Below are 23781 nucleotides of genomic sequence, written 5' to 3' on the forward strand. Positions count from 1 at the left end.
CGCGGTGCCCGGGGCGTGGTTCTGTGGGATCCCGACAGTCACCGGCGCACGCGCCTGTCCGTGCTCGATTCCCCGGATGCGCCCCGTGACCGATAGTTTCGTATCGAACGCAGGACGGACAGGAAACGGAAAGGGTGATCTCTTGAGCCGCTCGGTTCTGGTCACCGGAGGTAATCGCGGCATCGGCCTCGCCATTGCCCGTGCCTTCGCCGAGGCAGGCGACAAGGTCGCCATCACCTACCGCTCGGGCGAGCCGCCCGCGGGGTTTTTGGCCGTGAAGTGCGACATCACGGACAGCGAGCAGGTCGAGCAGGCGTACAAGGAGATCGAGGAGAAGCAGGGTCCGGTCGAGGTGCTGGTGGCCAACGCCGGCGTCACCCGTGACCAGCTGCTGATGCGGATGTCCGAGGAGGACTTCACCTCGGTACTGGAGACCAACCTCACCGGCACGTTCCGGGTGGTCAAGCGCGCCAACCGGGCGATGCTGCGGGCCCGCAAGGGCCGGGTCGTGCTGATCTCGTCCGTGGTGGGCCTGATGGGCGCCCCGGGCCAGGCGAACTACGCCGCCTCCAAGGCCGGGCTGGTGGGCTTCGCCCGCTCGCTCGCCCGGGAGCTGGGCAGCCGCAACATCACCGTCAACGTCGTCGCCCCCGGCTTCGTCGACACCGACATGACCCGTGTGCTCACCGATGAGCAGCGGGAGGGCATCGTCAAGCAGGTACCGCTCGCGCGGTATGCGCAGCCCGAGGAGATCGCCGCCTCGGTCCGCTTCCTGGCCTCCGACGAGGCCGCGTACATCACCGGAGCCGTCATTCCTGTCGACGGCGGATTGGGCATGGGTCACTGATCAGCATGAGTGGAATCCTCGCAGGCAAGCGGATCCTGGTCACGGGAGTCCTGACCGAGTCGTCGATCGCGTTCCAGGCGGCCAAGGTCGCCCAGAACGAGGGCGCCGAGGTCATCCTCACCGGCTTCGGCCGGCTCTCGCTCGTCGAGCGGATCGCCAAGCGGCTGCCCAAGCCCGCGCCGGTCATCGAGCTGGACGTCACCAACCAGGAGCACCTGGACGGGCTGGCCGACAAGATCCGCGAGCACCAGGGCGAGGGCGCCCGTCTCGACGGCATCGTGCACTCCATCGCCTTCGGCCCGCAGGGCGCCTTCAACTTCCTGGAGGCGGAGTGGTCGGACGTGGGCACCGCGGTCCAGGTCTCGGCGTACTCGTACAAGTCGCTGACGATGGCCTGCCTGCCGCTCATGGAGCACGGCGGCGCGGTCGTCGGCCTCACCTTCGACGCGCAGATCGCCTGGCCGAAGTACGACTGGATGGGCGTGGCCAAGGCGGCGCTGGAGAGCACCAACCGCTACCTCGCGCGTGACCTCGGTGCGAAGAACATCCGCTGCAACCTGGTCTCGGCGGGCCCGATCAAGTCGATGGCCGCCAAGTCCATCCCCGGCTTCGAGGAGCTGGCGGACGTGTGGAACCACCGCGCCCCGATCGGCTGGGACCTGGCCGACCCGGAGCCGGCGGGCCGCGGTGTGGTCGGCATGCTGTCCGACTTCTTCCCGCGGACGACCGGCGAGATCGTGCACGTCGACGGCGGTGTGCACATGATGGGCGCCTGACGCCCGTACGCCTTCGTACCGCCCGTCCCGGTTCGCGCCGGGGCGGGCGGTACGCGTTTCCGGGGCCCGGCCCGGTACGTACGGCCCGTCCCGGCGCACCGGCGAGCGCCGGCCGGGGTCAGTCGCCCTCCGTGCCCGCGAGCCGGCAGCCGAAGGGGTGCACACCGGCCTCGGCGGCGGCCAGATCGCCGTCGCCCGCACGGATCGCCGCCACCAGCCGGGAGTGGTCCATGTGCCCCTCGGGCCGCAGCTCCTCGCCCACGTCCGCCCGCAGGAAGTCGCGCAGCACGCCCCCGAGGTCGGCGTAGATCTCGGCCAGCACCTCGTTGTGCGCGGCCGCCACGATCGCCATGTGCAAGGTCGCGTCCGCCTCCACGAAGGCCTCCGCCGCGCCGGACTCCCAGGCCCGCTCGCGCCGCTCCAGCAGGGTGTCGAGCTGCCGCAGGTCGTGGTCGGTGCGGCGGCGGGCGGCGAGCCGGGCGGCGGACGCCTCCAGCGCGCTGCGCAGCTCGGCGATGTGGCGGGGCTCGGCGGCCGCGAAGCGCCGGTTCATCACCCCGGCCAGTTCGCTGGTCGCCACCACGTACGTGCCCGAGCCCTGCCGGATGTCCAGCAGCCCGTTGTGGGCCAGCGCCCGGACGGCCTCGCGGACGGTGTTGCGGGCCACCCCGAGCTGCTCGACCAGCTCCGGCTCGGTCGGGATACGGGATCCTACCGGCCACTCACCGGAGGTGATCTGGGCCCGCAGCTGCGAGATCACCTGGTCGGCCAGCGCGGACCGGTGGGGCGAGGACAGGGGCATGGCTGCGCTCCGGGGTGGCAGGGGAATCGGACGATCGCCGTGCGGCGCGGGGGAGCCGGCTGGTCCCCGGCGCCGCGGCGGGCCAGCAGAGGGTATCGATTTCCACTGGGCAGGAATTCATCCCATGATTCTATGATGGGTGTATGGCACACGACGACACCGCGATCCTCGGCACCGACGCCGAGCCGGCCACGAACCCCTCCGCACGCCCGGCCGACGGCCCGGAGCACCCCGCGTCCGGCGCCGTCCGGGGCAGACCTCCCGGCTCGGAGTCCGGTGAGCCGCCGGGCCCGGCGGCGGGCACACCGGCCGCCCGCTGGGTACTGCGGATCCTGACGGCCGGACTCGTCCTCGCCGCGCTCACCCTCCGCCCGCCGATCACCAGCCTCGGTGCGCTCATGGAGGAGGTCCGCGACGGCCTCGGGATGAGCGGCACCGTCGCCGGGCTGCTGACCTCGGTGCCCGCCCTGTGCTTCGCGGTCTTCGGGATCGCCGCGCCCCGGCTGGCCAGGCGCTTCGGGGCCGGCACGGTGGTCTGCGCCGGGCTGGTCGCGATCGCCCTGGGCGTCGCGGCGCGCCCCTTCGCCGGCGGCACCGCCGGCTTCCTCGCCGCCAGCGCGGTCGCCCTGGCCGGCATCGCGGTCAGCAATGTGCTGATACCCGTCGTGATCAAGGCCTGGTTCCCCGACCGGGTCGGCTCGATGACCGGGCTCTACTCCATGGCGCTGGCCCTGGGCACCTCGCTCGCCGCGGCCCTGACCGTGCCCATGACCGGGACGCTGGGCGGCAGTTGGCGGTTCGGGCTGGCCGGGTGGGCGGTGCTGTCCGCCGTGGCCGTGCTGCCCTGGCTCGTGGTGGCGCGGCAGCGCGGGGCCGCCGCCGGACCGTCCGCGGGCGCCGCGGTACGCACCGAGGAGGCCCCCCTGCGGATCGCCTCCTCACCGACCGCCTGGTGGCTGGCCCTGTTCTTCGGCCTGCAGGCCACCGCCGCGTACATCACGATGGGCTGGATGCCGCAGATCTTCCGCGACGCGGGGGTCTCGGCGGGCACCGCGGGGGTGCTGCTCGCGGTCACCATGGCGGTGGGCGTCCCGCTCTCCTTCGTCCTGCCGCGGCTGGCTGCCCGGATGCCGCACCAGGGTCCGGTCGTGGTGCTGCTGGGCCTGTGCGGCCTGGCCGGGTACGCCGGGCTGTGGCTGGCACCGGCCGCCGGCGCCTGGGCCTGGGCGCTGCTGATGGGCGTCTCCAACTGCGCCTTTCCGCTGGCCCTGACGATGATCGGGATGCGCGCGATCAGCGCCGCCGGCGTCGGCAAGCTGTCGGCCTTCGTGCAGTGCGTGGGCTATCTGCTCTCCCTCCCCGGGCCGCTGCTGGTCGGCGCGCTCTATCAGCACAGCGGCGGCTGGGGGCTGCCGATCGCCCTGATGGCGGGGCTGATGGTGCCGCAGATCGTGGTGGGGGTGCTGGCCGGCCGGGACCGCCGGATCGAGGACGAGGCCTGAGTGCGACACTGGGCCCATGCCAGTGCTCGAACCGAATCCGCAGGACAGCCACAAGAAGCTGCTCCTCGTCCTGGGCGCCATGCTCGGGGTGACCGTTCTCGTCGCGATCATCGCGAGTTTCGCCGCCCCGTAGGCACCCCGCGGGGACGCCGTGGTGGGGACCGCCCCACCGTCCCCTAGGGGCTGTCTTCAAAGTCCCGCCTGCCTCGCGGCGCCTGGCACGCACGCTCGCCGCGTTGTCGGGATCTTCCCGGTACGCCCAGTACCGGGAAGACCCTCCGCCTTGCGATCGCACGCACCAGACACCGCGAGGCCGCCCTACGGGCGAACGACGGGACTTTGAAGACACCCCTAGGGGGCCGGCGTCAGGGACGAGTGGGTGGTTTCCCGGGTGGGAACGGCGGGCGCGCAGCCGTAGCGTCGAAGCACACCGCACCCCGCGGTGGGCGCACTGCGACCGCGGCCGCGCCGCCCTTCGCGCCGCCAGGGAGGCGATCCCCGTGCCCGCCGCCTTCCGCCGGTCTCCCGCCGCGCGGCCCCCGCGTCAGCGGCCCCGGCTGCCGTGGTGGGCGCTGGCCCTGCCGGTGGTCTCCTTCGCGGTCCTGCTGGCGCTCGTGGCCGGCTCCTCCCGGGCCGGCGCCGCCGAGGTGCCGCAGGGCCTGGGCCCGCTGCTGGAGATCTTGGCCAGGATTGTCCGCAGTGGTGCCGGATGACCGTCCGCGGACCGTGCCAAGAGGCGGAATCAGCAGTTCAACACCCCGCGCCCCGCGCCGCCTTTCGTGCGAAGCTGGGACGCATGAGCGCCGATACACCACGCCGGATTGTCCTCCTCCGACATGCCAAGGCCGAATGGTCGGAGTCCAGCGACCATGAGCGTCCGCTCGCCGAGCGCGGCCGCAAGGATGCCCCGGTCGCCGGCCGCTGGCTGGCCGGAGCCGGGATCACCCCCGATCTGACCCTGTGCTCGACGTCCGCCCGCACCCGTGAGACATGGAAGCTCGCCGTCCACGAGCTGCCGCAGCGACCCAAGACCGTCTACGAGGAGCGGATCTACGAAGCCTCCCTCGGGGACCTCCTCGCGCTGCTCAACGAGACCTCCGACGACGTCTCCGACCTGATGCTGGTCGGCCACAACCCGGGTGTGCACGCCCTCGCCGAGGCGCTCTCGGGCGAGGCCGAGGGCAATCTGCTGCCGCGGATGAACCGCAGCGGATTCCCGACCGCCTCGCTGGCCGTGCTCAGCTTCGACGGATCCTGGAAGTCGGTGGAGCACGGCGTCGCCCGGCTGGTCGCGTACTGGACCCCGCAGGACTGATCCCGTAGCCCCCCGCGCCCGAGCGTGCGGGGCGGACCGGACGCGACGAGGCCCCGGCAGCTGTCCCGCTGCCGGGGCCCTCGTGTGCGCGGGACGGGTCCCTGCCCGGCGGGAGCCGCCCGCCGCCCGGACCGTCCGCCGCCGCTCAGCCGACGTGCGTCTCGGCCGCCTCGACCTCTTCGCGGGTGATACCCAGCAGATACAGCACGGTGTCCAGGAACGGCACGTTCACGGCGGTGTGCGCCGCCTCCCGCACCACCGGCTTGGCGTTGAAGGCGACCCCGAGCCCGGCGGTGTTGAGCATGTCGAGATCGTTGGCGCCGTCACCGATCGCCACGGTCTGGGCCAGCGGCACCCCGGCCTGCTGCGCGAAGCTGCGCAGCAGCCTGGCCTTGCCGGCCCGGTCGACGATCTCGCCGGTGACCCGGCCGGTGAGCTTGCCGTCGATGATCTCCAGGGTGTTGGCGGAGGCGAAGTCCAGCCCCAGCTCCTCCTGGAGGGCGTCGGTGACCTGCGTGAAGCCGCCCGAGACGACGCCGACTTGGTAGCCCAGCCGCTTGAGGGTCCGCACCAGGGTGCGGGCCCCGGGGGTGAGCCGCACCTCCTTGCGCACCGCCTCCACCACGGACGCGTCCAGCCCGCCGAGCAGCTCGACCCGGGCGTGCAGGGACTGCTCGAAGTCCAGCTCACCGCGCATCGCGGCGGCGGTGACCTCGGCGACCTCCGCCTCGCAGCCGGCGTGCGCCGCGAACAGCTCGATGACCTCGTCCTGGATCAGCGTCGAGTCGACATCCATCACGACCAGCCGCTGGGCCCGGCGCTGCAGCCCCGCCGCGACCACCGCGATATCCACCCCGAGCTGCGCGGCCTCGGGCGCCAGCACGCTGCGCAGGCTCGCGGTCTGCGCACCGGAGACCGCGAACTCGACTGCCGTCACCGGATACTTGGCCAGCCGGAAGATACGGTCGATGTTGCCGCCGGTGGCCGTTATGGCCGCGGCGATCGCGGCCGTGGTCTCCGCGGTGAGCGGATGCCCCAGCACGGTGACGTGCGAACGCCCGGTGCCGCGCGGACGGTTGTCGCCCCGGCCGGAGATGATCTCCGCCTGGAGGCTCATCGACTCGGCCCAGCTGTGCACGGTGGCCCGCAGGTCCCCCTCGGCGGTGCCGGTGGAGCCCTCGGCGGGGGAGGGGGCGGTGACCAGCGCGCACAACGTGATGCGTCCCCGGGTCACGACCTGCTCGATGTCCACGACATCGACGGAGTAGGCGGCGAGGGTGTCGAAGAGACCTGCGGTGATGCCGGGACGGTCCTTCCCGAAGATCTTTACGAGCAGGGTCGGTACGTCATCGCCCGGTACGGCGGTGGCAGGCGGGATCTGCGATGCGCTCATGGTGCCCTTACGGTAACCGCCGGGCGGCCGCTTCCGTACGCGCGTCCGGGGTTCGGAACGGCGCGGCGCCGGACCGCCGGCCCCGCGCCCGGTGCCCCCGGCCGAGGGCGCCCCGTTGATCGTTACGCACTCGTGTCCGGTCGGCCGGCTCGCGCGCCCGGGCCGGCGGGCCAACGCCCGTGGCGGGCCGCTGCGTTCGGCCGGGTGCCACCCCGCGGCCGCGGCGGACCGTCCGGCCGGGAGGTGTCCGTCCCCTCCATCATGCCGCCCGCGCCCCGCGCCCCGCGCCCGCACGGCCTCCGGGCGCGGCCGGCAAACGCGCCCGGAGGCTCGGGCGGAGGCCGGTCCGCCCGGAAGGCCCGGAATCAGGTGGTCTCTTCCTCCCCGGGGCTCTTCTCCCGCGCTCCGGGAGCGTTCGGCCGGCGCGCCGGCGAGGCCCGTGCGGCCCCGCCGCGTCCCGGTTTCCGGTCGGTGGGCTCAGCCTGAAATAGTTCCTACGATGTTCGCCATCCCTGGATTCCCATACAGGGCGTCACTCGGGGGACTATGTAATGGGGCGTGGAGTGCCTGAACTCGTACTCGAATTGAACGGAAGGACCTGGACGCTCGACCCGTCCCGGTCCTACAACGTGGGACGTGATCCGCAGGGCGACATGGTGCTCGACGACGCCAGGGTCTCCTGGCGGCACGCCACCGTCCGGTGGGCCGGCCAGAGCTGGATCATCGAAGACCAGGGCAGCACCAACGGCACCTATGTCCAGGGCCGGCGGATCCACCAGATGGAGGTCGGCGCCGGCTCGACCGTGCACCTGGGCAACGCCACCGACGGCCCCCGGGTGAACCTGTCCGCCGCACCGGCCGCCGACGCCTTCGGCGCGCAGCCGGCCCCGGCGGCGCAGCGACAGGCCGCGCAGGGCTGGCAGGCGCCACCCGCGCAGCAGCAGCCGCCCGCGCAGCAGGGCTGGCAGGCCCCGCCGCAGGGCGACCGGCCGCCGTACATCCCGCCCCAGCAGGCTCAGCCGGCCCCGCAGCCGCAGCAGGCCGTGCCCCCGCAGCAGGCCCGCGGGCCGCAGGCGGGCGGCGCCCCGGCCGGCGGCGACCGCAGCCCGACCACCTTCCACCGCCTCGACACAGGCCGGGTGATGCGCATCGGCCGTGCGCTGGAGAACGAGCTGGTCGTCTCCGACCTACAGGTCTCCCGCCACCACGCCGAGTTCCGCGCCACCCCCGACGGCCGCTTCGAGATCCGCGACCTGGGCAGCCACAACGGCACCTATGTCAACGGCCAGCCGGTCGCCAAGTCCGGCACCAAGGTGATCGGCCCGAACGACATCATCGGCGTCGGCCACTCCACCTTCCGGCTGGTCGGCGACCGCCTGGAGGAGTTCGTCGACACCGGCGAGGTCTCCTTCTCGGCCCGCCACCTCACGGTCACCGTCGACGGCGGCAAGCAGATCCTCAAGGACGTCTCCTTCGGCGTCCCGGAGAAGTCGCTGATCGCGGTCATCGGTCCCTCCGGCTCCGGCAAGTCGACACTCCTCAAGGCGCTGACCGGCTACCGCCCCGCCAACCAGGGCGATGTCCTCTACGACAACCGGAACCTCTACAAGCAGTTCGCCGAGCTGCGCCAGCGCATCGGCCTGGTCCCGCAGGACGACATCCTGCACAAGGAACTGACCGTCCAGAAGGCCCTCAAGTACGCGGCCAAGCTCCGCTTCCCCGGTGACACCGCGGAGGCCGAGCGCGAGGCCCGGATCGACGAGGTGCTGCACGAGCTGAAGCTCCACGTCCACAAGGACAAGAAGGTCACCTCGCTCTCCGGCGGCCAGCGCAAGCGGGTCTCGGTGGCCCTGGAGCTGCTGACCAAGCCGTCGCTGATCTTCCTGGACGAGCCGACCTCGGGCCTCGACCCGGGCATGGACCGCGATGTCATGCAGCTGCTGCGCGGCCTCGCCGACGACGGCCGCACGGTCCTGGTCGTCACCCACTCGGTGGCCGAACTCGGCCTGTGCGACAAGCTGCTGGTGATGGCCCCGGGCGGCGGCGTGGCCTATTTCGGCCCGCCCGAGGAGGCGCTCAATTTCTTCCAGTACGACACCTGGGCGGATGTGTTCTCCGCCTTCGAGAACTACCGCGACTACGACTGGATGGGACGCTGGCGCGGCTCCCCGCATTTCCAGATGTACGCGGCGGACTTCGACGCCGTCGCCCCGCAGTCGGTCAATGTCCAGGCGCCGCCGGCCCGGATACAGAAATCCCAGAGCTGGGGCTCCCAACTCTGGACGCTGATGCGCCGCTATGTCTCGGTACTCGCCTCCGACCGGGGCTTTTTGGGGCTGATGCTGATTCTGCCCGCGGTGCTCGGTGTGGTCTCGATGCTGATTCCCAGCGATTTCGGCCTCGGATACGGCCCGCTGGCCAAGCACCGCACCAACCGCGACGCGAGCACGATCATGCTGATCCTCGCGGTCGGCATGTGCTTCTCCGGCGCCGCCAACTCGGTCCGTGAGCTGATCAAGGAGCGGGTCATCTACGAGCGCGAACGGGCCACCGGCCTGTCGCGGTCGGCGTATCTGATGTCCAAGGTGATCGTGCTCGGGGTGGTCACGGCCTTCCAGGGCGTGATCATCGCGGCGATCGGCTTCTCCACCCGGAACATGCCCAGCGAGGGCCTCATCGTGGCGAAGGCCCCGGCGGTCGAGATGGCGCTGGCGATCATCGCGCTCGGCTTCACCTCGATGATGTTCGGCCTGATCATCTCCGCGCTGGTCAAGACCGCCGAGAAGACCATGCCGCTGCTGGTCATGTTCGCCATCGTCCAGGTCGTCTTCACCGGCGTGCTCTTCCAGCTCTTCGACACCGTGGGCGTCGCCCAGTTCGCCTGGCTGATGCCGTCGCGCTGGGCCGTCGCCGCGATGGGCGCGACCGCCGACATGAACACCCTGCTGCCGTGGGAGCCGGGCAACCCGGACCCGCTGTGGAAGCACCAGACCGGCGTCTACGTGATGGACATGATCATCCTGATCACCCTGGGCGTCGCGCTCGCCTTCGTCGTCGCGCGCCTGCTGCGCCGGCACGAGCCGGAGGTCATGCGCAAGTAGCCGCACCCCCGCACCGCCACGCCCGAGGGGCGGCACCCGACATCGGGTGCCGCCCCTCGGCGGTGTGCGCGCGGCTGCGCGGTGGGTTGTGTCCCCGCGGCTCAGTAGGCCGAGTTGACGTTGTCCATCGAGCCGTACTTGTCGGCCGCGTAGTTGCAGGCGGCGGTGATGTTGGCGACCGGGTCGTAGATGTTCCACGAGGTGCCGGGGACGTGGTACGTCTTGAAGGTCGGGTCGATGACCTGGAGCAGACCCTTGGACGGGATGCCGTTCTGGGCGTTGATGTCCCAGAGGTTGATCGCGTTCGGGTTGCCGGACGACTCACGCATCAGGTTGCGGTAGATGCCGTTGTACGAGCCCGGGATGCCCTTCTTGGCCATGACGTCCAGCGACTCGCGGATCCAGCCGTCCAGGTTGTTCGGGTAGGTCTTCACGACCGGCTTGACCGCGGGCTTGGCGGCCGGCTTCGGGGCGGCGGCGGGTATCGCGGTGCGCACGGCGGACCGGCTCGCGGCGGCCTTCACGGCGCGCGCCTTGTCGGCCTTGGCCTTCGCGGCGGCCTTCACCTTGGCTGCCTTCGCGGCGGCCGCCTTCTGCTCGGCGACCTTCTTGGCGGCGGCCTCGGCCTTCCCCTGGGCGGCGGAGGTGTCGGCCTGCCGGGCGAGGGCCTGCTGGGTGCGGGCGGCGGTGTCGACGGCGCTGAAGGCGGCCGGCTTCACGTTCTCGGCGGCGGCGGCCTGGGTCGTGCCGTGGTCGGCGCCGGTACCCGGCACGAGGGAAATGGCGAGTGCGGCGGCACCGGCGGTGGCAATGCCGGCTACGGAGAGCTTGTGGGTCCGGGTCAGGCGAAGGAGACCAGAATTGGCGTGCTTGGGCATGGCGGGGACGACCTCTTCCGATGGGGGGACATCGCCCGGGCCTGTGAGCGGCGGCAAACGCCGAGTTCTGGTCACGGCGCCGAGCGACGGGAGCCATTCTTAGCGGCCGGAAATTCCCACGGCAAAGGTGTGACGTACGATCCGAGTTAGTGGAACCCAGTGCGGGAATATTGCGTCCCGGATAACAGATTCCCAGCTCATGAAGTATTCCTGGGTCCACTAACCCGGCTCGTAAGTGACCTGCGTCCTATGTCCGGCGTCACAATGCGGCAAGGTTTATCTCGCCGGAAGTAATTGCAGACGCACAGTCGGTGTACGGAAATCCCCAACCATGCCCCGACCGGGGGGCGTTCGGTGCAAATCGGGCACTTCGCATTCCGTGGCAGCGCAACAAGCCCGGAATCCCGGGGCCGACCGGCCGCTCATCCGGCCCCCGCCCGGCCCGCCGTTCCGGCCCCCCGGCCCGACGTCCGATGACGCTCTCCCGGCCCGCGCCCCGCCCTCCGGCACCGACCGCCCGCGCGCGGGACCCCGTGCCCGCGCGCCCATGAGACATGCCGGTGCCGGGACGGTCCTCCCGCCCCGGCGCCGGCCCGCCCGGCCCTCTGTTCCTCCGTCCCTCAGTCCGGCAGCACGAGGTGCAGATCGCCGAACTCGTGCCACAGATAGCGCCGCTCCAGCGCCGCCGCGTACGCGCGCCGCAGCACGTCCTCGTCCGCCACCGCCTCCAGCATCAGCAGATGCGAGGCGGTGGGCTCGTGCAGCCCGGTGAGCAGGCCGTCCACCGCCCGGACCCCGCGCTGCGGCGTCACCACCAGGTCCGTCCAGCCGTCCGCGGCGCGCACCCGCCCGTCCGCACCGGCCGCCGACTCCAGCGCCCGTACGGCCGTGGTCCCCACCGCCACGATCCGCCCGCCCCGCGCCGCACGGTGCCGCCCGGCGGCCGTCCGCCGCGCCCGCACCGCGTTCACCAGCCATGCGGTGGCCGGCGGCACCACGAACCGCTCCGGATACGGGGGCTCGAACGCCTCCGCGGACGCCACCCCCGTGTGCAGCGACACCGGCGCGAACTGCACCCCCTTGCTGACCAGCCGCGTCACCGTCTCCGCGGTGAAGGGGCGGGCCGCGCTCGGCATCTCCGCGCTGCCGCCGGGCCCGTCCAGCGCGAACACCGTCCGGTACGCGGCCAGCGGCTGGTCCCGCTCCGTGTAGCCGTAGCGGATCGGCCGCCCGTGGCGCCGCATCAGCTCCGCCGCGCCCGTGCCCGTCACCCGCGCCCACCACAGCCGGGGGCTCCCGGCGTCCAGCGGGGCCGCCAGCGTCAGCCGGGCCCCGTCCGGCAGCCGCACCTCCAGGCCGGCCGGGCCGCCCGCCCGCGGCCGGGTGCTGCCCCGCCCGTCCGGGCTCCGCAGCTCCACCGCCCAGCACCCGGCCACCGCGCGGCCCGCCGGGTGCCAGCGGTCCGCCCGGGTCGAGAAGTGCACCACCACCGGCTCGCCGCGCCCCCGGCCGTCCCCGATCCGGCCGTCCACCGCCGCCGGCAGCGTCCGCGAGGTGTTCACCACCAGGACGTCGCCCGCCGTCAGCAGCTCGGGCAGTTCACCGAAGCCGTGATGGGTGGGCTCGGCCGTCCCCCGGCTGACCAGCAGCCGTACGGCGTCCCGGTCCAGGCCGGGGCCCCGCTGCTCGGCGGGCACCCGGGCCGACAGCTCGCGCGGGACGTGCGCCGCCACGGTCATCGGGGGTCCGCCCCCTCGGGTGCGAGCGCGGCCGCCGTGTACCGCCCGCTGGGGGCCGCGTGATCCAGCAGCCGCAGCAGCGCCGGGACGACGGTCTCCGGCAGCGGCCGCCCGGAGGCGTCGTCGTCCGGGACGGCGGCCGCGTACAGATCGGTCCGCATGTCACCCGGGTCCACCCGCCACACCCGCAGCGCCGGCTCCTCGGCCGCGAGCACCGCCGACTGCTGGTCCAGCGCCGCCTTCGCCGCCCCGTAGCCGCCCCAGGTGGGGTAGGCCTCGACGGCGGCGTCCGAGCTGATGGTGAGCACCGCCCCACCCGCCGCTACATAAGTGGGCGAATCGGACAATCTGGCGTTTTGGGAATTCTCGGAATTAGGGTACGGATCGTACGCAATCCCATTCCCTTCGCTCCCTATATAAGGAGCCTCCCCTATATAAGGGGCGACTTCTTCATACGAGGGCAGATAGGAGGAACTGCGCAAGAGCGACAATGCTTCCTGGACCAGCCCCAGCGGCGCCACCACATTCACCTCCAGCGCCCTCCGCAGCCCCGCCAGCGACTGGTCCGCCAGCCGCACCAGCGGCTCGGCCCCCAGCGCACTGGCGTTGTTCACCAGCAGATCCAGCCCGCCCAGCTCCCGGGCCGCGGCCACCAGCGCCGCCCGGTGCCCGCCGTCCGTCACGTCCCCGGGCAGCGCCGCCACCCGTGCCCCCGCCCCGCGCAGCTCCCGCGCCGCCTCCTCCAGCGGCCCGGCCGACCGGGCGTCCACGACCAGATCCCAGCCCCGTCGGGCCAGCGCCCCGGCGAGCGCCCGGCCCAGCCCCTTCGACGCCCCCGTGATGATCGCCACCGGCATGATCACGTCCCCTTGTCCGGCCGGGTCCGCACCGGCCCTCGCCCTCACGGTAGGAACGCCGCCGCCCCCGGCACGTCGGCCGCTGGACCGGCCGTGGCCAGGGCGTTCGGCCTAGGCCCGGCGGCGTAGGGGGCGGCCGCCGCCGGACCGATACGTGCAGGTCGCCCCGCCGGTACCGTGATCCCATGACCAACGGACCGGGAGCGGGCATCCCCGCGGTGAGCACCGCGATCCTGGCGATGAGCCGGCATCTGGAGGTGCGCGACGTCCTCAAGACGATCGTGGCCTCGGCCCGCGAGCTGCTGGACGCCGAATACGCCGCCCTGGGGGTGCCCGACGACCACGGCGGCTTCGCCCAGTTCGTGGTGGACGGCGTGAGCGCCGAGCAGTGGAAGGCCATCGGTCCGCTGCCCCGCCAGCACGGCATCCTCGCCGCGATGCTGCACAACGCCACCCCCGAGCGGCTCGCCGACGTCCGCGAGGACCCCCGCTTCGGCGGCTGGCCGGCCGCCCACCCGGACATGTCCGACTTCCTCGGCCTGCCGGTCGCCGACGGCGACGAGATCCTCGGCGCCCTCTTCCTGGCCAACAAGCGCTGCCACGGGCCGGCGCCCGCCCGCGAGGGCGGCTGCCGCTTCACCGAGGACGACGAGCGGCTGCTCGGCATACTCGCCCAGCACGCCGCCATCGCCCTGACCAACGCCCGCCTCTACGAGCGCAGCCGCGAGCTGACCATCGCGGGGGAGCGCGCCCGGCTCGCCCACGAGCTGCACGACGCGGTCGCCCAGAAGCTCTTCTCGCTCCGCCTCACCGCCCAGGCGGCCACCGCCCTGGTCGACCGCGACCCGGCCCGCGCCAAGGACGAGCTGCACCAGGTCGCCGCGCTGGCCGCGGAGGCCGCCGACGAACTGCGGGCCGCCGTCGTCGAGCTGCGGCCCGCGGCCCTGGACGAGGACGGCCTGATCGCCACCCTGCGCTCCCAGGTCCAGGTCCTCGACCGCGCCCACTCCGCACACGTCACCTTCGCCGCCCACAGCGTCCGGGCCCTGCCCGCCGCCCAGGAGGAGGCCGTGCTCCGGGTCGCCCAGGAGGCGCTGCACAACGCCCTGCGGCACTCCGGGGCCGGGCGCGTCGAGGTGACCGTGACCCGGAGCGGACCGGGCGCGCTGCTGCGGATCGCCGACGACGGCTGCGGCTTCGATCCGGCCCTCGTGCGCCGGGCCGGCCGGCATCTCGGCCTGGTCTCGATGCACGACCGCGCCGGCGGTGTCGGCGGCAGACTCACGGTGGAGTCGGAGCCCGGCAAGGGCACCGCTGTCGAGATGGAGGTGCCCGGTGGCTGACAGGGAACGGGACGGTGCGGGGACACGTCCCCCGGAGAACGGCGGCGCGAGCGCCGGCGGCCGGGCACGGGCCGCCGGCCCGGCGATCCGGGTCCTGCTCGTGGACGACCACCAGGTCGTCCGCCGCGGGCTGCGGACCTTCCTGGAGGTCCAGGACGACATCGAGGTGGTGGGGGAGGCCTCCGACGGGGCCGAGGGCATCGCCGCCGCCGAACAACTGCACCCGGACGTCGTCCTGATGGACGTCAAGATGCCCGGCATGGACGGCATCGAGGCGCTCCGCAAGCTGCGCGAACTGGCCAACCCCGCCCGGGTGCTGGTGGTGACCAGCTTCACCGAGCAGCGCACCGTCGTCCCGGCGCTGCGCGCGGGCGCGGCCGGCTACGTCTACAAGGACATCGACCCGGACGCGCTGGCCGGCGCCATCCGCTCCGTGCACGCGGGGCACGTCCTGCTGCAGCCCGAGGTCGCCGGCGCGCTGCTCGCCCAGGAGGTGGGCAACAACGGCGGCCAGGGGCGCGGGACCTCGCTGACCGAGCGGGAGCGCGAGGTGCTCGCCCTGATCGCGGACGGCCGCTCCAACCGCGAGATCGCCCGCGCCCTGGTGCTGTCCGAGAAGACCGTCAAGACCCATGTCTCCAACATCCTCATGAAGCTCGACCTCGCGGACCGCACCCAGGCCGCCCTGTGGGCCGTACGGCACGGCATCGGCGCCTGAACCCTCCACGGGGGCACCGGTCTTGACCTGCGCCCCCGTACAGGGACGACAAGCGGAATGTCGTCTTCAGATCCGAGATTCATACTGTCGTGTAGCTGTCGCCCGTTCGGCGCATCCCTTCCCGCGCCCGGCCGTTGTCCAGTGCAGTCGTGGCGGCTCGCCACGGCAACGGCAAGGAGGAGTCAGAAGTGAAGAACATCAAGCGGGTAGCGGCCATCACCATGGCGGCGAGCGGCCTCGCCCTCGCGGGCGCCGGCGTGGCCTCGGCGCAGTCCGGACCGCAGGCCGTCGGCGGCGCGGTGCACTCCCCGGGCATCATCTCCGGCAACACCGTCCAGGTCCCGGTGCACGTGCCCGTGAACGCCTGCGGTGTCACCGCCACCGTCATCGGTGCGCTCAACCCCACCTTCGGCAACCCCTGCGTCAACTACTGAGCGCAGGCACGTCCGCAGCATCCGCCTGACCCGCCCGACGCCATGGTGCGCGTGGGTCACGCCGGACCGGCCCCGTCCCGCCGCGGACGCGCGGCCGGTCCCCTCCCTCAGACACTGTCCTTCCGGCACTGTGCCACCACGTGAGGAACACGAACCATGATCACCGCCAAGAAGGCCGCCCTCGTTCTCGCCACCACCGGACTCGCCCTCGGTGCGGCAGCCGGTTCCGCCTTCGCCACCAGCGGCCCGCAGGCCGCCGGTGCGGCGACGCAGTCCCCCGGCATCGGTTCGGGCAACCTCGTCCAGGTCCCCGTGCACGTCCCGGTGAACGTCGGCGGCGACACGGTCAACGTCATCGGCGCGCTCAACCCCGCCTTCGGCAACGTCACCACGAACAACTGAGGTTGTCCGACCCGGGCCGAACGACTTCGCCTGCCCAGAGGCGTTCGGCCCCGGGTCGGCAAGGGCCCCGCCGGACCACACAAGGGTCCGGCGGGGCCCGTCCCGTTCTCAGCCCCGGTGGCGCTCGCGCTCCTCGACCGCGGAGTTGTACGCCGCCACCTGCGCCCGCCGGGCCGTGCGCTCCACCGGCCGCAGCGCCTCGGCGCGGGCCGCGATCTGGGAGGAGCTGACCGCCCCGCCGTGCTCCCCGCCGGCCTGCTGGGCGATGCCGATCAGCGCACCGACGCGCTGCGCCAGCTCCAGCACCCGCACCGCACGCGGCGGATACCCGGGCGCCAGCATCCGCCGGCCGGCCTCCGCCCGCGCCCGGTACGCCTCCAGCGCCGCCTGCGCCACCGGACCGGCCCCGGCCACATCCAGCGTCGAGAGCAGCTCCGTCGCCTCCCGCAGGGCCTCCGCCAGCTCCCGCTCGGCCTCACCCAGCGACGGCACGTCGGCCGGCGGCGCCTCGCGCACCGGAAGGCAGTGCCAGACCACCTCCACATGCACATCGGGCCCGGCGCCGCCCGCCGGCCCGGCCTCGTACGTCTCGGGGATCAGCCCGAGCCCGGCGCCCGAGGCGAGCACCGCCTCCTCGGCCTCCAGCGCCCGCGCGTTGAATTCCGGCGGGCCGCACAGCCCCAGCGGATGGCCGGACACCGGCAGCGCCACCCGCAGGCCGACCGCCCCCAGCGCCCGCAGCCGCCCCAGCGCGAGGGTCAGCCCGACCGGCTTCTCCTCGCCGGGCAGGCCCTCCACGCGGTGCACCGCGTCGTCGTCCGCGATACGGTCCGCGGCTTCATCAGGTGAGACAAGTCCGGCCAAAAGGGCATTTCCCCATGCCGCCAGCCGTCCCGAACGAGGTTCATCGAGCATGCCCCCCAGCCTAGGGAACAGCACCGACAACGAGTGGCGTAGGTTTGCAGGGGGGCTGCGCCTACCGGTGCACACGACGACCGAGAAGTAATGGGAGAGATCGCGCTCATGAGCGATGTGCTGGAGCTGGTGGACGTATCCGTGGTCCGCGAAGGACGGGCTCTGGTGGACCAGGTCTCCTGGTCGGTGAAGGAGGGGGAGCGCTGGGTGATCCTCGGCCCCAACGGCGCCGGCAAGACCACCCTGCTGAATCTCGCCTCCAGCTACCTCTTCCCGAGCTCCGGCAGCGCGTCGATCCTCGGCGAGCAGCTCGGCAAGGTCGACGTCTTCGACCTGCGCCCGCGCATCGGCGTCGCCGGCATCGCGCTCGCCGACAAGCTGCCGCGCAGCCAGACCGTGCTGCAGACCGTGCTCACCGCCGCGTACGGCATGACCGCGAGCTGGCAGGAGAACTACGACGAGATCGACGAGCAGCGCGCCCGCGCCTTCCTCGACCGTCTCGGCATGACCGCCTACCTGGACCGCAAGTTCGGCACCCTCTCCGAGGGCGAGCGCAAGCGCACCCTGATCGCCCGCGCGATGATGACCGACCCCGAGCTGCTGCTGCTGGACGAGCCGGCCGCCGGCCTCGACCTGGGCGGCCGCGAGGACCTGGTGCGCCGCCTGGGCCGCCTCGCCCGCGACCCGTACGCCCCCTCGATGATCATGGTCACCCACCACGTCGAGGAGATCGCCCCGGGCTTCACCCACGTCCTGATGATCCGTCAGGGCAAGGTGCTGGCCGCCGGCCCGCTCGACCTGGAACTGACCTCCAGCAACCTCTCCCACTGCTTCGGCCTCCCGCTGATCGTCGAGCGCAACGGCAACGACCGCTGGACGGCGCAGGGTCTGCCCCTGACCTGAGCCGGCCCGCCGCCCGGCCACCCCTCGACGCGCCCCCACCGGACGCCGTCCGGCGGGCCATCGCGGCGCGCGGCTCCGGTCGCTGACCGATCGTCCCCTGTCCCGCGCCGCCGCACGGATCTACCATGAAGCCGTGGATCTATGGGTGTGGTGGCTGATCGCCGCCGTAGGACTGGGCATTCCGCTCGTCGTGACCGCGATGCCCGAATTCGGGATGCTCGCGGTCGGTGCCGTCGCCGGTGCCGTCACCGCGGCCGTCGGTGGCGGCCTGGTGCCGCAATTCCTCGTGTTCGTGGGGGTGTCGGTGGCGCTGATCGCCGTCGTCCGCCCCCTCGCCAACCGCCATCGCCGCCAGAGTCCCGCCCTCGCCTCCGGAATCGACGCGCTGAAGGGCAGAAGCGCCACGGTCCTGGAGCGCGTCGACGGCGGGGCGGGCGGCCGCATCAAGCTCGCCGGCGAGGTCTGGTCGGCCCGCGCGCTCGACGGCGACCAGGTCTACGAACCCGGCCGGACGGTCGACGTCGTCGCGATCGAAGGCGCCACCGCCGTCGTCATCTGACCCCAACGCGCTGCGCGACCCGCCACGTCTCTGAAAGACTGATCAACGGCAAGCCGGTCGCCGGCCGGCACGGACCAGCAACGAAGGGCACGGGAGCCGCTGTGGAACCGATCATCATCGTCCTGATCATCCTGGTGGTGCTCGTGTTCATCGCACTCATCAAAACGATCCAGGTCATCCCACAGGCCAGCGCCGCCATCGTGGAGCGCTTCGGGCGCTACACCCGCACGCTGAACGCCGGACTGAACATCGTCGTCCCGTTCATCGACTCCATCCGCAACCGCATCGACCTCCGCGAGCAGGTCGTGCCGTTCCCGCCGCAGCCGGTGATCACCCAGGACAACCTCGTCGTCAACATCGACACGGTGATCTACTACCAGGTCACCGACGCCCGCGCCGCGACCTACGAGGTCGCCAGCTACATCCAGGCCATCGAGCAGCTCACGGTCACCACCCTGCGCAACATCATCGGCGGCATGGACCTGGAGCGGACCCTGACCTCCCGTGAGGAGATCAACGCGGCGCTGCGCGGCGTCCTGGACGAGGCCACCGGCAAATGGGGCATCCGCGTCAACCGCGTCGAGCTGAAGGCCATCGAGCCGCCGACCTCCATCCAGGACTCGATGGAGAAGCAGATGCGCGCCGACCGCGACAAGCGCGCCGCCATCCTCCAGGCCGAAGGTGTCCGGCAGTCCCAGATCCTCACCGCCGAAGGTGAGAAGCAGTCCTCGATCCTGCGCGCCGAGGGTGAGGCCAAGGCCGCCGCCCTGCGCGCCGAGGGCGAGGCCCAGGCGATCCGGGTGGTCTTCGAGTCCATCCACGCGGGCGACCCCGACCAGAAGCTGCTCTCCTACCAGTACCTCCAGATGCTCCCGAAGATCGCCGAAGGCGACGCCAACAAGCTCTGGATCGTGCCCAGCGAGATCGGCGACGCCCTCAAGGGCCTCGGCGGTGCCCTCGGCAACTTCACCCCGCCGACCGGCGGCGGCTCCATCCCCAAGCCCAGCTCGCCCCACCACGAGACGCCCCCGATCGACTGACCCCGCGCCCCCTGGTGCATGATCGGTCGTTGAATCGGGCCGCTCATGCACAGGGGGATCTCGCGTGACCATCTGGGAAGCAGTAGCCGTCTTCGCCGCGGGACTCGGCGCCGGCACCATCAACACCATCGTCGGCTCGGGCACCCTGATCACCTTCCCGGTGCTGCTCGCCTTCGGCCTGCCCCCGGTCACGGCCAATGTCTCCAACACCCTCGGCCTGGTGCCCGGCTCGCTGAGCGGCGCCTTCGGCTACCGCCGGGAACTCGTCGGCCAGCGCGGCCGGGTGCTGCGCTTCGGCCTCATCGCACTGATCGGCGGGCTGGGCGGCGCCATCCTGCTGCTCGCCCTGCCCTCGAAGGCCTTCGACACGATCGTCCCCGCGCTGATCGCCGTCGCGCTGGTGCTCGTCATCGCCCAGCCCCGGCTCGCCGCCGCACTCCGAGCCCGCCGCGAGCGCAACGGCACCACCGCCGCCCGCGACGGCGGCTGGGCCCTGCTGCTCGGGCTGCTGCTCGCCAGCGCCTACGGCGGCTACTTCGGCGCCGCCCAGGGCGTGCTCTACCTGTCCCTGATGGGCCTGCTGCTCAGCGAGGACCTGCAGCGCGTCAACGCCCTCAAGAACGTCCTCGCCGCGATCGTCAACGGCGTCGCGGCGGTCTTCTTCCTCTTCGTCGCCCACTTCGACTGGACCGCCGTCGCGCTGATCGCGGTCGGCTCCACCCTCGGCGGCCAGCTCGGCGCCAAGGTCGGCCGCCGGCTGCCGCCCACCGCCCTGCGCGCCGTCATCGTCCTCGTCGGCCTGCTGGCCATCGCCCAACTCCTCCTGAAATAAGGCGAGTCGGGCGACGGCACGGGAAGGGCGCGGCTACGCGGGCAGCGGCAGCCACTCCGGCAGCCCCTCCCGCACCGACACCCCCAGCGTCGACAGCAGCGCGTCCGCCGGCGTCGGCTCGAACGGCCGCCGCAGCAGCTGCATCCCCGCCTGCTCGGGCGTCCGGTCCGCCTTGCGGTGGTTGTCCTCCGCACACGAGGCGACGGTATTCAGCCAGGTGTCCCCGCCGCCGTGCGACCGCGGCACGACATGGTCCACCGTCGTCGCCCGACGCCCGCAGTACGCGCACCGGTGCTGGTCACGCACCAGCACACCCCGGCGCGACCAGGGCGCCCGTCTTCGGAACGGCACCCGTACGTATCTGCTGAGCCTGATCACCTGCGGCACCGGGACGTCCACCGCGGCGGCACGGATGCGCAGCCCCGGATGCGCGTGCTCGACGACGGCCTTGTCCTGCATGACCAGCACCACCGCGCGCCGCAGCGACACCGTCGACAGCGGCTCGAAGCTCGCATTCAGCACCAGCGTCTCGCGCATCCCGTCCACCTTCCGGACCGCTCCGCCCCCGTGGCGAAGTTGCTCCACTGTGCAGCGGCAGGTATTCCCCGAACAACGCAATTTCCGTGTGCCACAAGGGAAATGGAGAGCGATCAGCAGATGAAAAGGAGGTGCCGCGGCGACGCACGCTCCACGACATGAGGACGCCCCGGGTCCCACCCCCGTGAACATACGGGACCCGGAGCGAACGGCAGCCGGCGAGGACGCCCGGCACGATGCGGGCTCAGGGTGGAGGCACCTCCATGCCCGTGAGGCATGGGGGAGGCGGAAACGACACACCTGCGCCCCGCCGCTCCCGCCACTGCGGTACCGACTGCCCGCCACCCCGGTGAGGGGGCGGCGGCACGGACACCACTCTGCGTGCGGGAAGCGCCGGGGCGCAACGGAATTACGGCGCTCAGCCCGCCGCGGGCACCTCGTGCTCCGCGATCAGCTGGGCCCGCCCGATCGTGTGGAACCGCAGATTGAAGCCCACCACGGCGGGCGAGGCATCCGCGTCCGGACCGAGCTTCTCCTGGTCCACCGCGTACACCGTGAACACATAGCGGTGCGGACCGTCCCCGGGCGGCGGGGCCGCGCCCCCGAAGTCGCGCGTCCCGTAGTCGTTACGGACATGCACGGCGCCCTCGGGCAGCCCCTTCATCTCCCCGGACCCGGCACCGGCCGGCAGCTCCGTCACCGACGCCGGGATGTCGAACAGCGTCCAGTGCCAAAAGCCGCTGCCCGTCGGCGCGTCCGGGTCGTAGCAGGTGACGGCGTAGCTCTTCGTCCCCGCGGGAGCACCCTCCCACCGCAGCTGCGGTGAACGGTTCCCCTCGGCGAAGATCTGCTCGGAGCGCAGCGTCCCGCCCTCCTCCATCTCCTCGCTCAGCACCGTGAACGACGGCACCGGCGGATGGAAATCGTGCGGGAGCGGCCGCCGCTTCAGCTCGGACACCTCAACACCTCCTGATCGCTTGCTGACACCTGTCCGGCCAGGTTAGAGCCAGTTCCGCTTGCCGCCGACCTCCGCCAGCCACTGGTTGAGGTACGCCGCCCAGTCGGTCCCCTCGAAGTCGTTCAGCCCCACCGTGAACGACCGGTAGGTGTCCGACCCCTCCGTGAACAGCCCCGGCTTCTTGTCCATCTCCAGGACGACGTCCATCTCCCGGTCGTCCGCCACGAACGACAGCTCGACCTGGTTCAGCCCGCGGTACTGCTGCGGCGCGTGGAACTCGATCTCCTGGTAGAAGGGCAGCCGCTGCCGCGTTCCCCGGATGTGCCCCTTCTCCAGATCGGCCGCCTTGAAGCGGAACCCGAGCCGCCCGAACGCGTCCAGGATCGCCTGCTGCGCCGGCAGCGGGTGCACGTTCACCGGGTCGAGGTCACTGGAGTCCACGGCACGGGCGATCGCCAGCTCCGTCGTCACCCCGACGTTCATCCCGTGCAGATGCGTCCCCAGGAACGTGGTGACCGGGGTCTCCCACGGAATCTCCAGCCCGAACGGAACGGTGTGCGCCGCGCCGGGCTGCACCTCGAACGCACCGCCCAGCTGCACCTTGGTGAACTCGATGTTCCGCTTGTACTCCTCGTCGCCGCTCTCGACCTCGACGCGCGCCTGCAGCCCGACCGACAGCCCCTCGACCTGCTGTGCCACGGACCCGCCCTGGATCCGCACCTCACCCTGCACGACCCCGCCCGGGACGACGTTCTCCTCGAAGAGCACCGTCTCCACCGACGCGCCCCCGGCCCCCAGGCTCGCCAGCAGCTTCTTGAATCCCATGCTCGTCCTCCCCAGGCGGAACGCCTGTCTCCTGTGGCGCACCGTGCTCCCGGTGCGCTTCCTACGAACGTGGAACCGGGCGACCCGGTTCCACGGCCACACCTTCCCAACTGCGACGCCCCCATGGCCAGCCGCCTTCCCGCAGGGCTGCACTACCCTCGGTCCGCATGGCCGACGTACCGGAACGAATGCCCCTCACCCGTGACTTCTTCGCCCGTCCCGTCGTGGAGGTGGCCCCCGATCTGCTGGGCCGCACCCTCCTCCGCAACACCCCTGACGGCCCGATCGAACTGCGGCTGACCGAGGCCGAGGCCTACGACGGCGAGAACGACCCCGGCTCGCACGCCTACCGCGGCCGCACCGCGCGCAACGCCACCATGTTCGGCCCGCCCGGCCATGCGTACGTCTACTTCATCTACGGCATGTGGTTCAGCCTCAACGCGGTCTGCTGCCCCGAGGGCAAGGCGAGCGGCGTGCTGCTGCGGGCCGGCGAGATCCTCAAGGGAGCGGAGTTGGCGGCCGGCCGCCGCCCCAAGGCCCGCAGCGCCAGGGAACTGGCCAGGGGCCCGGCCCGCCTGGCCACCGCCCTCGACATCGACCGGAGTCTCGACGGCACCGACCTGTGCGCCGGCGGCGACGCCCCGCTCTCCCTGCTGCACGGCCGCCCGCCCGCCCCGGAACTGGTGCGCAGCGGCCCGCGCACCGGAGTGGGCGGGGACGGGGCCGACCACCCGTGGCGCTACTGGATCGCCGACGACCCCACGGTGAGCCCCTACCGCCCGCACGTCCCCCGTCGACGCCGCACGCCCAGCGCTACTTGACTCCGTGTCGCCAACCGCCTAACGTAGCCCGAGCCGCTTGAGACGGGCAGCGCTATTGTGCGTGGGCCGGAGGCGGCGAAACCAACTACTCCGTACGACTCCCTGACGGGTCTTCTTTCGCGTTGCCGAAATTCAGACCCCGCCGACTCGATTATGAGTCGCCAGGGAAAACCGTTAAAGTAGTGATCACGCCGAAAGGCGCGGCAGCTCAAATAGCCGCACCACGGCAACCCCCCTCCGACGGGGAATCGGAAACGAATTCGGACCGGCAACGGAACGAAATC

Annotated in this window: 25 protein-coding genes; 16 read left to right on the forward strand and 9 right to left on the reverse strand. The window is 72.1% G+C overall.

The window, feature by feature from the left end:
* The first annotated feature begins 142 nt into the window (after window positions 1-142).
* Entirely contained in the window at window positions 143-847 is a 705-nt protein-coding gene (gene fabG, locus IEY78_RS27395; protein ID WP_189102720.1) for a 3-oxoacyl-[acyl-carrier-protein] reductase, read from the forward strand.
* 5 nt (window positions 848-852) lie between these two features.
* Window positions 853-1623, forward strand: a complete 771-nt coding sequence (fabI, locus tag IEY78_RS27400) for an enoyl-ACP reductase FabI (protein WP_189102722.1) — start codon at window positions 853-855, stop codon at window positions 1621-1623.
* Between the two features lie 118 nt (window positions 1624-1741).
* Here the strand turns inward: fabI and IEY78_RS27405 are convergent, their stop codons facing one another.
* Window positions 1742-2425, reverse strand: coding sequence for a FadR/GntR family transcriptional regulator (locus IEY78_RS27405; protein WP_189102724.1), 684 nt, complete (start codon window positions 2423-2425; stop codon window positions 1742-1744).
* Window positions 2426-2568: 143 nt separating this feature from the next.
* On the opposite strand from IEY78_RS27405, the gene IEY78_RS27410 reads away from it, so the two are divergent.
* The 4 genes from IEY78_RS27410 to IEY78_RS27420 all read left to right on the forward strand — a co-directional run bounded on the left by IEY78_RS27410 (window position 2569) and on the right by IEY78_RS27420 (window position 5242).
* The gene (locus IEY78_RS27410) at window positions 2569-3927 is read left to right on the forward strand and encodes a CynX/NimT family MFS transporter (RefSeq protein ID WP_189102726.1); all 1359 of its coding nucleotides are present in this window, start codon (window positions 2569-2571) and stop codon (window positions 3925-3927) included.
* 16 nt (window positions 3928-3943) lie between these two features.
* Entirely contained in the window at window positions 3944-4060 is a 117-nt protein-coding gene (locus IEY78_RS34910) for an SGM_5486 family transporter-associated protein (protein ID WP_268240340.1), read from the forward strand.
* 367 nt (window positions 4061-4427) lie between these two features.
* Complete coding sequence (locus IEY78_RS27415; RefSeq protein ID WP_189102728.1) at window positions 4428-4640, forward strand: hypothetical protein; 213 nt, start codon at window positions 4428-4430, stop codon at window positions 4638-4640.
* Between the two features lie 83 nt (window positions 4641-4723).
* Complete coding sequence (locus tag IEY78_RS27420; protein ID WP_189102730.1) at window positions 4724-5242, forward strand: SixA phosphatase family protein; 519 nt, start codon at window positions 4724-4726, stop codon at window positions 5240-5242.
* 145 nt (window positions 5243-5387) lie between these two features.
* Here the strand turns inward: IEY78_RS27420 and serB are convergent, their stop codons facing one another.
* The gene (gene serB / locus IEY78_RS27425) at window positions 5388-6635 is read right to left on the reverse strand and encodes a phosphoserine phosphatase SerB (protein ID WP_189102732.1); all 1248 of its coding nucleotides are present in this window, start codon (window positions 6633-6635) and stop codon (window positions 5388-5390) included.
* 551 nt (window positions 6636-7186) lie between these two features.
* On the opposite strand from serB, the gene IEY78_RS27430 reads away from it, so the two are divergent.
* The gene (locus tag IEY78_RS27430) at window positions 7187-9736 is read left to right on the forward strand and encodes an ABC transporter ATP-binding protein/permease (RefSeq protein WP_189102734.1); all 2550 of its coding nucleotides are present in this window, start codon (window positions 7187-7189) and stop codon (window positions 9734-9736) included.
* A gap of 101 nt (window positions 9737-9837) precedes the next feature.
* On the opposite strand, the gene IEY78_RS27435 is transcribed toward IEY78_RS27430, so the two are convergent.
* From IEY78_RS27435 to IEY78_RS27445, 3 genes are all read right to left on the reverse strand, one after another.
* Window positions 9838-10614, reverse strand: coding sequence for a transglycosylase SLT domain-containing protein (locus IEY78_RS27435; protein WP_189102736.1), 777 nt, complete (start codon window positions 10612-10614; stop codon window positions 9838-9840).
* Between the two features lie 620 nt (window positions 10615-11234).
* The gene (locus IEY78_RS27440) at window positions 11235-12353 is read right to left on the reverse strand and encodes an S-adenosylmethionine:tRNA ribosyltransferase-isomerase (RefSeq protein ID WP_189102738.1); all 1119 of its coding nucleotides are present in this window, start codon (window positions 12351-12353) and stop codon (window positions 11235-11237) included.
* Window positions 12350-13210 carry an SDR family NAD(P)-dependent oxidoreductase gene (locus IEY78_RS27445; RefSeq protein ID WP_189102740.1) on the reverse strand — a complete coding sequence of 287 codons (861 nt, stop codon included), beginning with the start codon at window positions 13208-13210 and terminating at the stop codon, window positions 12350-12352. The genes IEY78_RS27440 and IEY78_RS27445 overlap by 4 nt, the downstream gene beginning before the upstream one ends.
* 185 nt (window positions 13211-13395) lie before the next feature.
* Between IEY78_RS27445 and IEY78_RS27450 the strand changes: the two genes are divergently transcribed.
* The 4 genes from IEY78_RS27450 to IEY78_RS27465 all read left to right on the forward strand — a co-directional run bounded on the left by IEY78_RS27450 (window position 13396) and on the right by IEY78_RS27465 (window position 16107).
* A complete protein-coding gene (locus IEY78_RS27450) occupies window positions 13396-14553 on the forward strand; it encodes a GAF domain-containing sensor histidine kinase (RefSeq protein WP_189102742.1) in 1158 nt (385 codons plus the stop codon).
* Window positions 14554-14638: 85 nt separating this feature from the next.
* On the forward strand, window positions 14639-15271 hold the full coding sequence (locus IEY78_RS27455; RefSeq protein ID WP_189102764.1) for a response regulator: 633 nt from the start codon (window positions 14639-14641) through the stop codon (window positions 15269-15271).
* Between the two features lie 221 nt (window positions 15272-15492).
* Window positions 15493-15705 carry a chaplin gene (locus IEY78_RS27460; RefSeq protein ID WP_268240341.1) on the forward strand — a complete coding sequence of 71 codons (213 nt, stop codon included), beginning with the start codon at window positions 15493-15495 and terminating at the stop codon, window positions 15703-15705.
* A gap of 156 nt (window positions 15706-15861) precedes the next feature.
* Window positions 15862-16107, forward strand: a complete 246-nt coding sequence (locus IEY78_RS27465; RefSeq protein WP_189102743.1) for a chaplin — start codon at window positions 15862-15864, stop codon at window positions 16105-16107.
* 108 nt (window positions 16108-16215) lie between these two features.
* Here IEY78_RS27465 and IEY78_RS27470 read toward each other — a convergent pair whose 3' ends face one another.
* A complete protein-coding gene (locus tag IEY78_RS27470) occupies window positions 16216-17022 on the reverse strand; it encodes an Rv1486c family protein (protein ID WP_189102745.1) in 807 nt (268 codons plus the stop codon).
* Between the two features lie 90 nt (window positions 17023-17112).
* Here IEY78_RS27470 and IEY78_RS27475 point away from each other — a divergent pair, with 90 nt between their 5' ends.
* The 4 genes from IEY78_RS27475 to IEY78_RS27490 all read left to right on the forward strand — a co-directional run bounded on the left by IEY78_RS27475 (window position 17113) and on the right by IEY78_RS27490 (window position 20356).
* Window positions 17113-17925, forward strand: a complete 813-nt coding sequence (locus IEY78_RS27475; RefSeq protein ID WP_189102747.1) for an ABC transporter ATP-binding protein — start codon at window positions 17113-17115, stop codon at window positions 17923-17925.
* A gap of 145 nt (window positions 17926-18070) precedes the next feature.
* Complete coding sequence (locus IEY78_RS27480) at window positions 18071-18484, forward strand: NfeD family protein (RefSeq protein ID WP_189102768.1); 414 nt, start codon at window positions 18071-18073, stop codon at window positions 18482-18484.
* A 101-nt stretch (window positions 18485-18585) separates the two neighbouring features.
* Window positions 18586-19524 carry an SPFH domain-containing protein gene (locus tag IEY78_RS27485; protein ID WP_189102749.1) on the forward strand — a complete coding sequence of 313 codons (939 nt, stop codon included), beginning with the start codon at window positions 18586-18588 and terminating at the stop codon, window positions 19522-19524.
* Window positions 19525-19588: 64 nt separating this feature from the next.
* On the forward strand, window positions 19589-20356 hold the full coding sequence (locus tag IEY78_RS27490; protein ID WP_189102751.1) for a sulfite exporter TauE/SafE family protein: 768 nt from the start codon (window positions 19589-19591) through the stop codon (window positions 20354-20356).
* Window positions 20357-20389: 33 nt separating this feature from the next.
* Here the strand turns inward: IEY78_RS27490 and IEY78_RS27495 are convergent, their stop codons facing one another.
* The 3 genes from IEY78_RS27495 to IEY78_RS27505 all read right to left on the reverse strand — a co-directional run bounded on the left by IEY78_RS27495 (window position 20390) and on the right by IEY78_RS27505 (window position 22676).
* Window positions 20390-20893 (reverse strand): HNH endonuclease, encoded by a 504-nt coding sequence (locus IEY78_RS27495; RefSeq protein WP_189102752.1) that lies wholly within the window; start codon window positions 20891-20893, stop codon window positions 20390-20392.
* A 418-nt stretch (window positions 20894-21311) separates the two neighbouring features.
* Window positions 21312-21851 (reverse strand): YbhB/YbcL family Raf kinase inhibitor-like protein, encoded by a 540-nt coding sequence (locus IEY78_RS27500; protein WP_189102754.1) that lies wholly within the window; start codon window positions 21849-21851, stop codon window positions 21312-21314.
* Between the two features lie 42 nt (window positions 21852-21893).
* Window positions 21894-22676 (reverse strand): sporulation protein, encoded by a 783-nt coding sequence (locus IEY78_RS27505; RefSeq protein WP_189102756.1) that lies wholly within the window; start codon window positions 22674-22676, stop codon window positions 21894-21896.
* Between the two features lie 167 nt (window positions 22677-22843).
* Between IEY78_RS27505 and IEY78_RS27510 the strand changes: the two genes are divergently transcribed.
* Window positions 22844-23497 carry a DNA-3-methyladenine glycosylase gene (locus tag IEY78_RS27510; RefSeq protein ID WP_189102758.1) on the forward strand — a complete coding sequence of 218 codons (654 nt, stop codon included), beginning with the start codon at window positions 22844-22846 and terminating at the stop codon, window positions 23495-23497.
* Window positions 23498-23781: the final 284 nt, after the last annotated feature.

It is taken from the genome of Streptomyces kronopolitis, from assembly GCF_014646275.1.
GTDB classification, from domain to species: domain Bacteria; phylum Actinomycetota; class Actinomycetes; order Streptomycetales; family Streptomycetaceae; genus Streptomyces; species Streptomyces kronopolitis.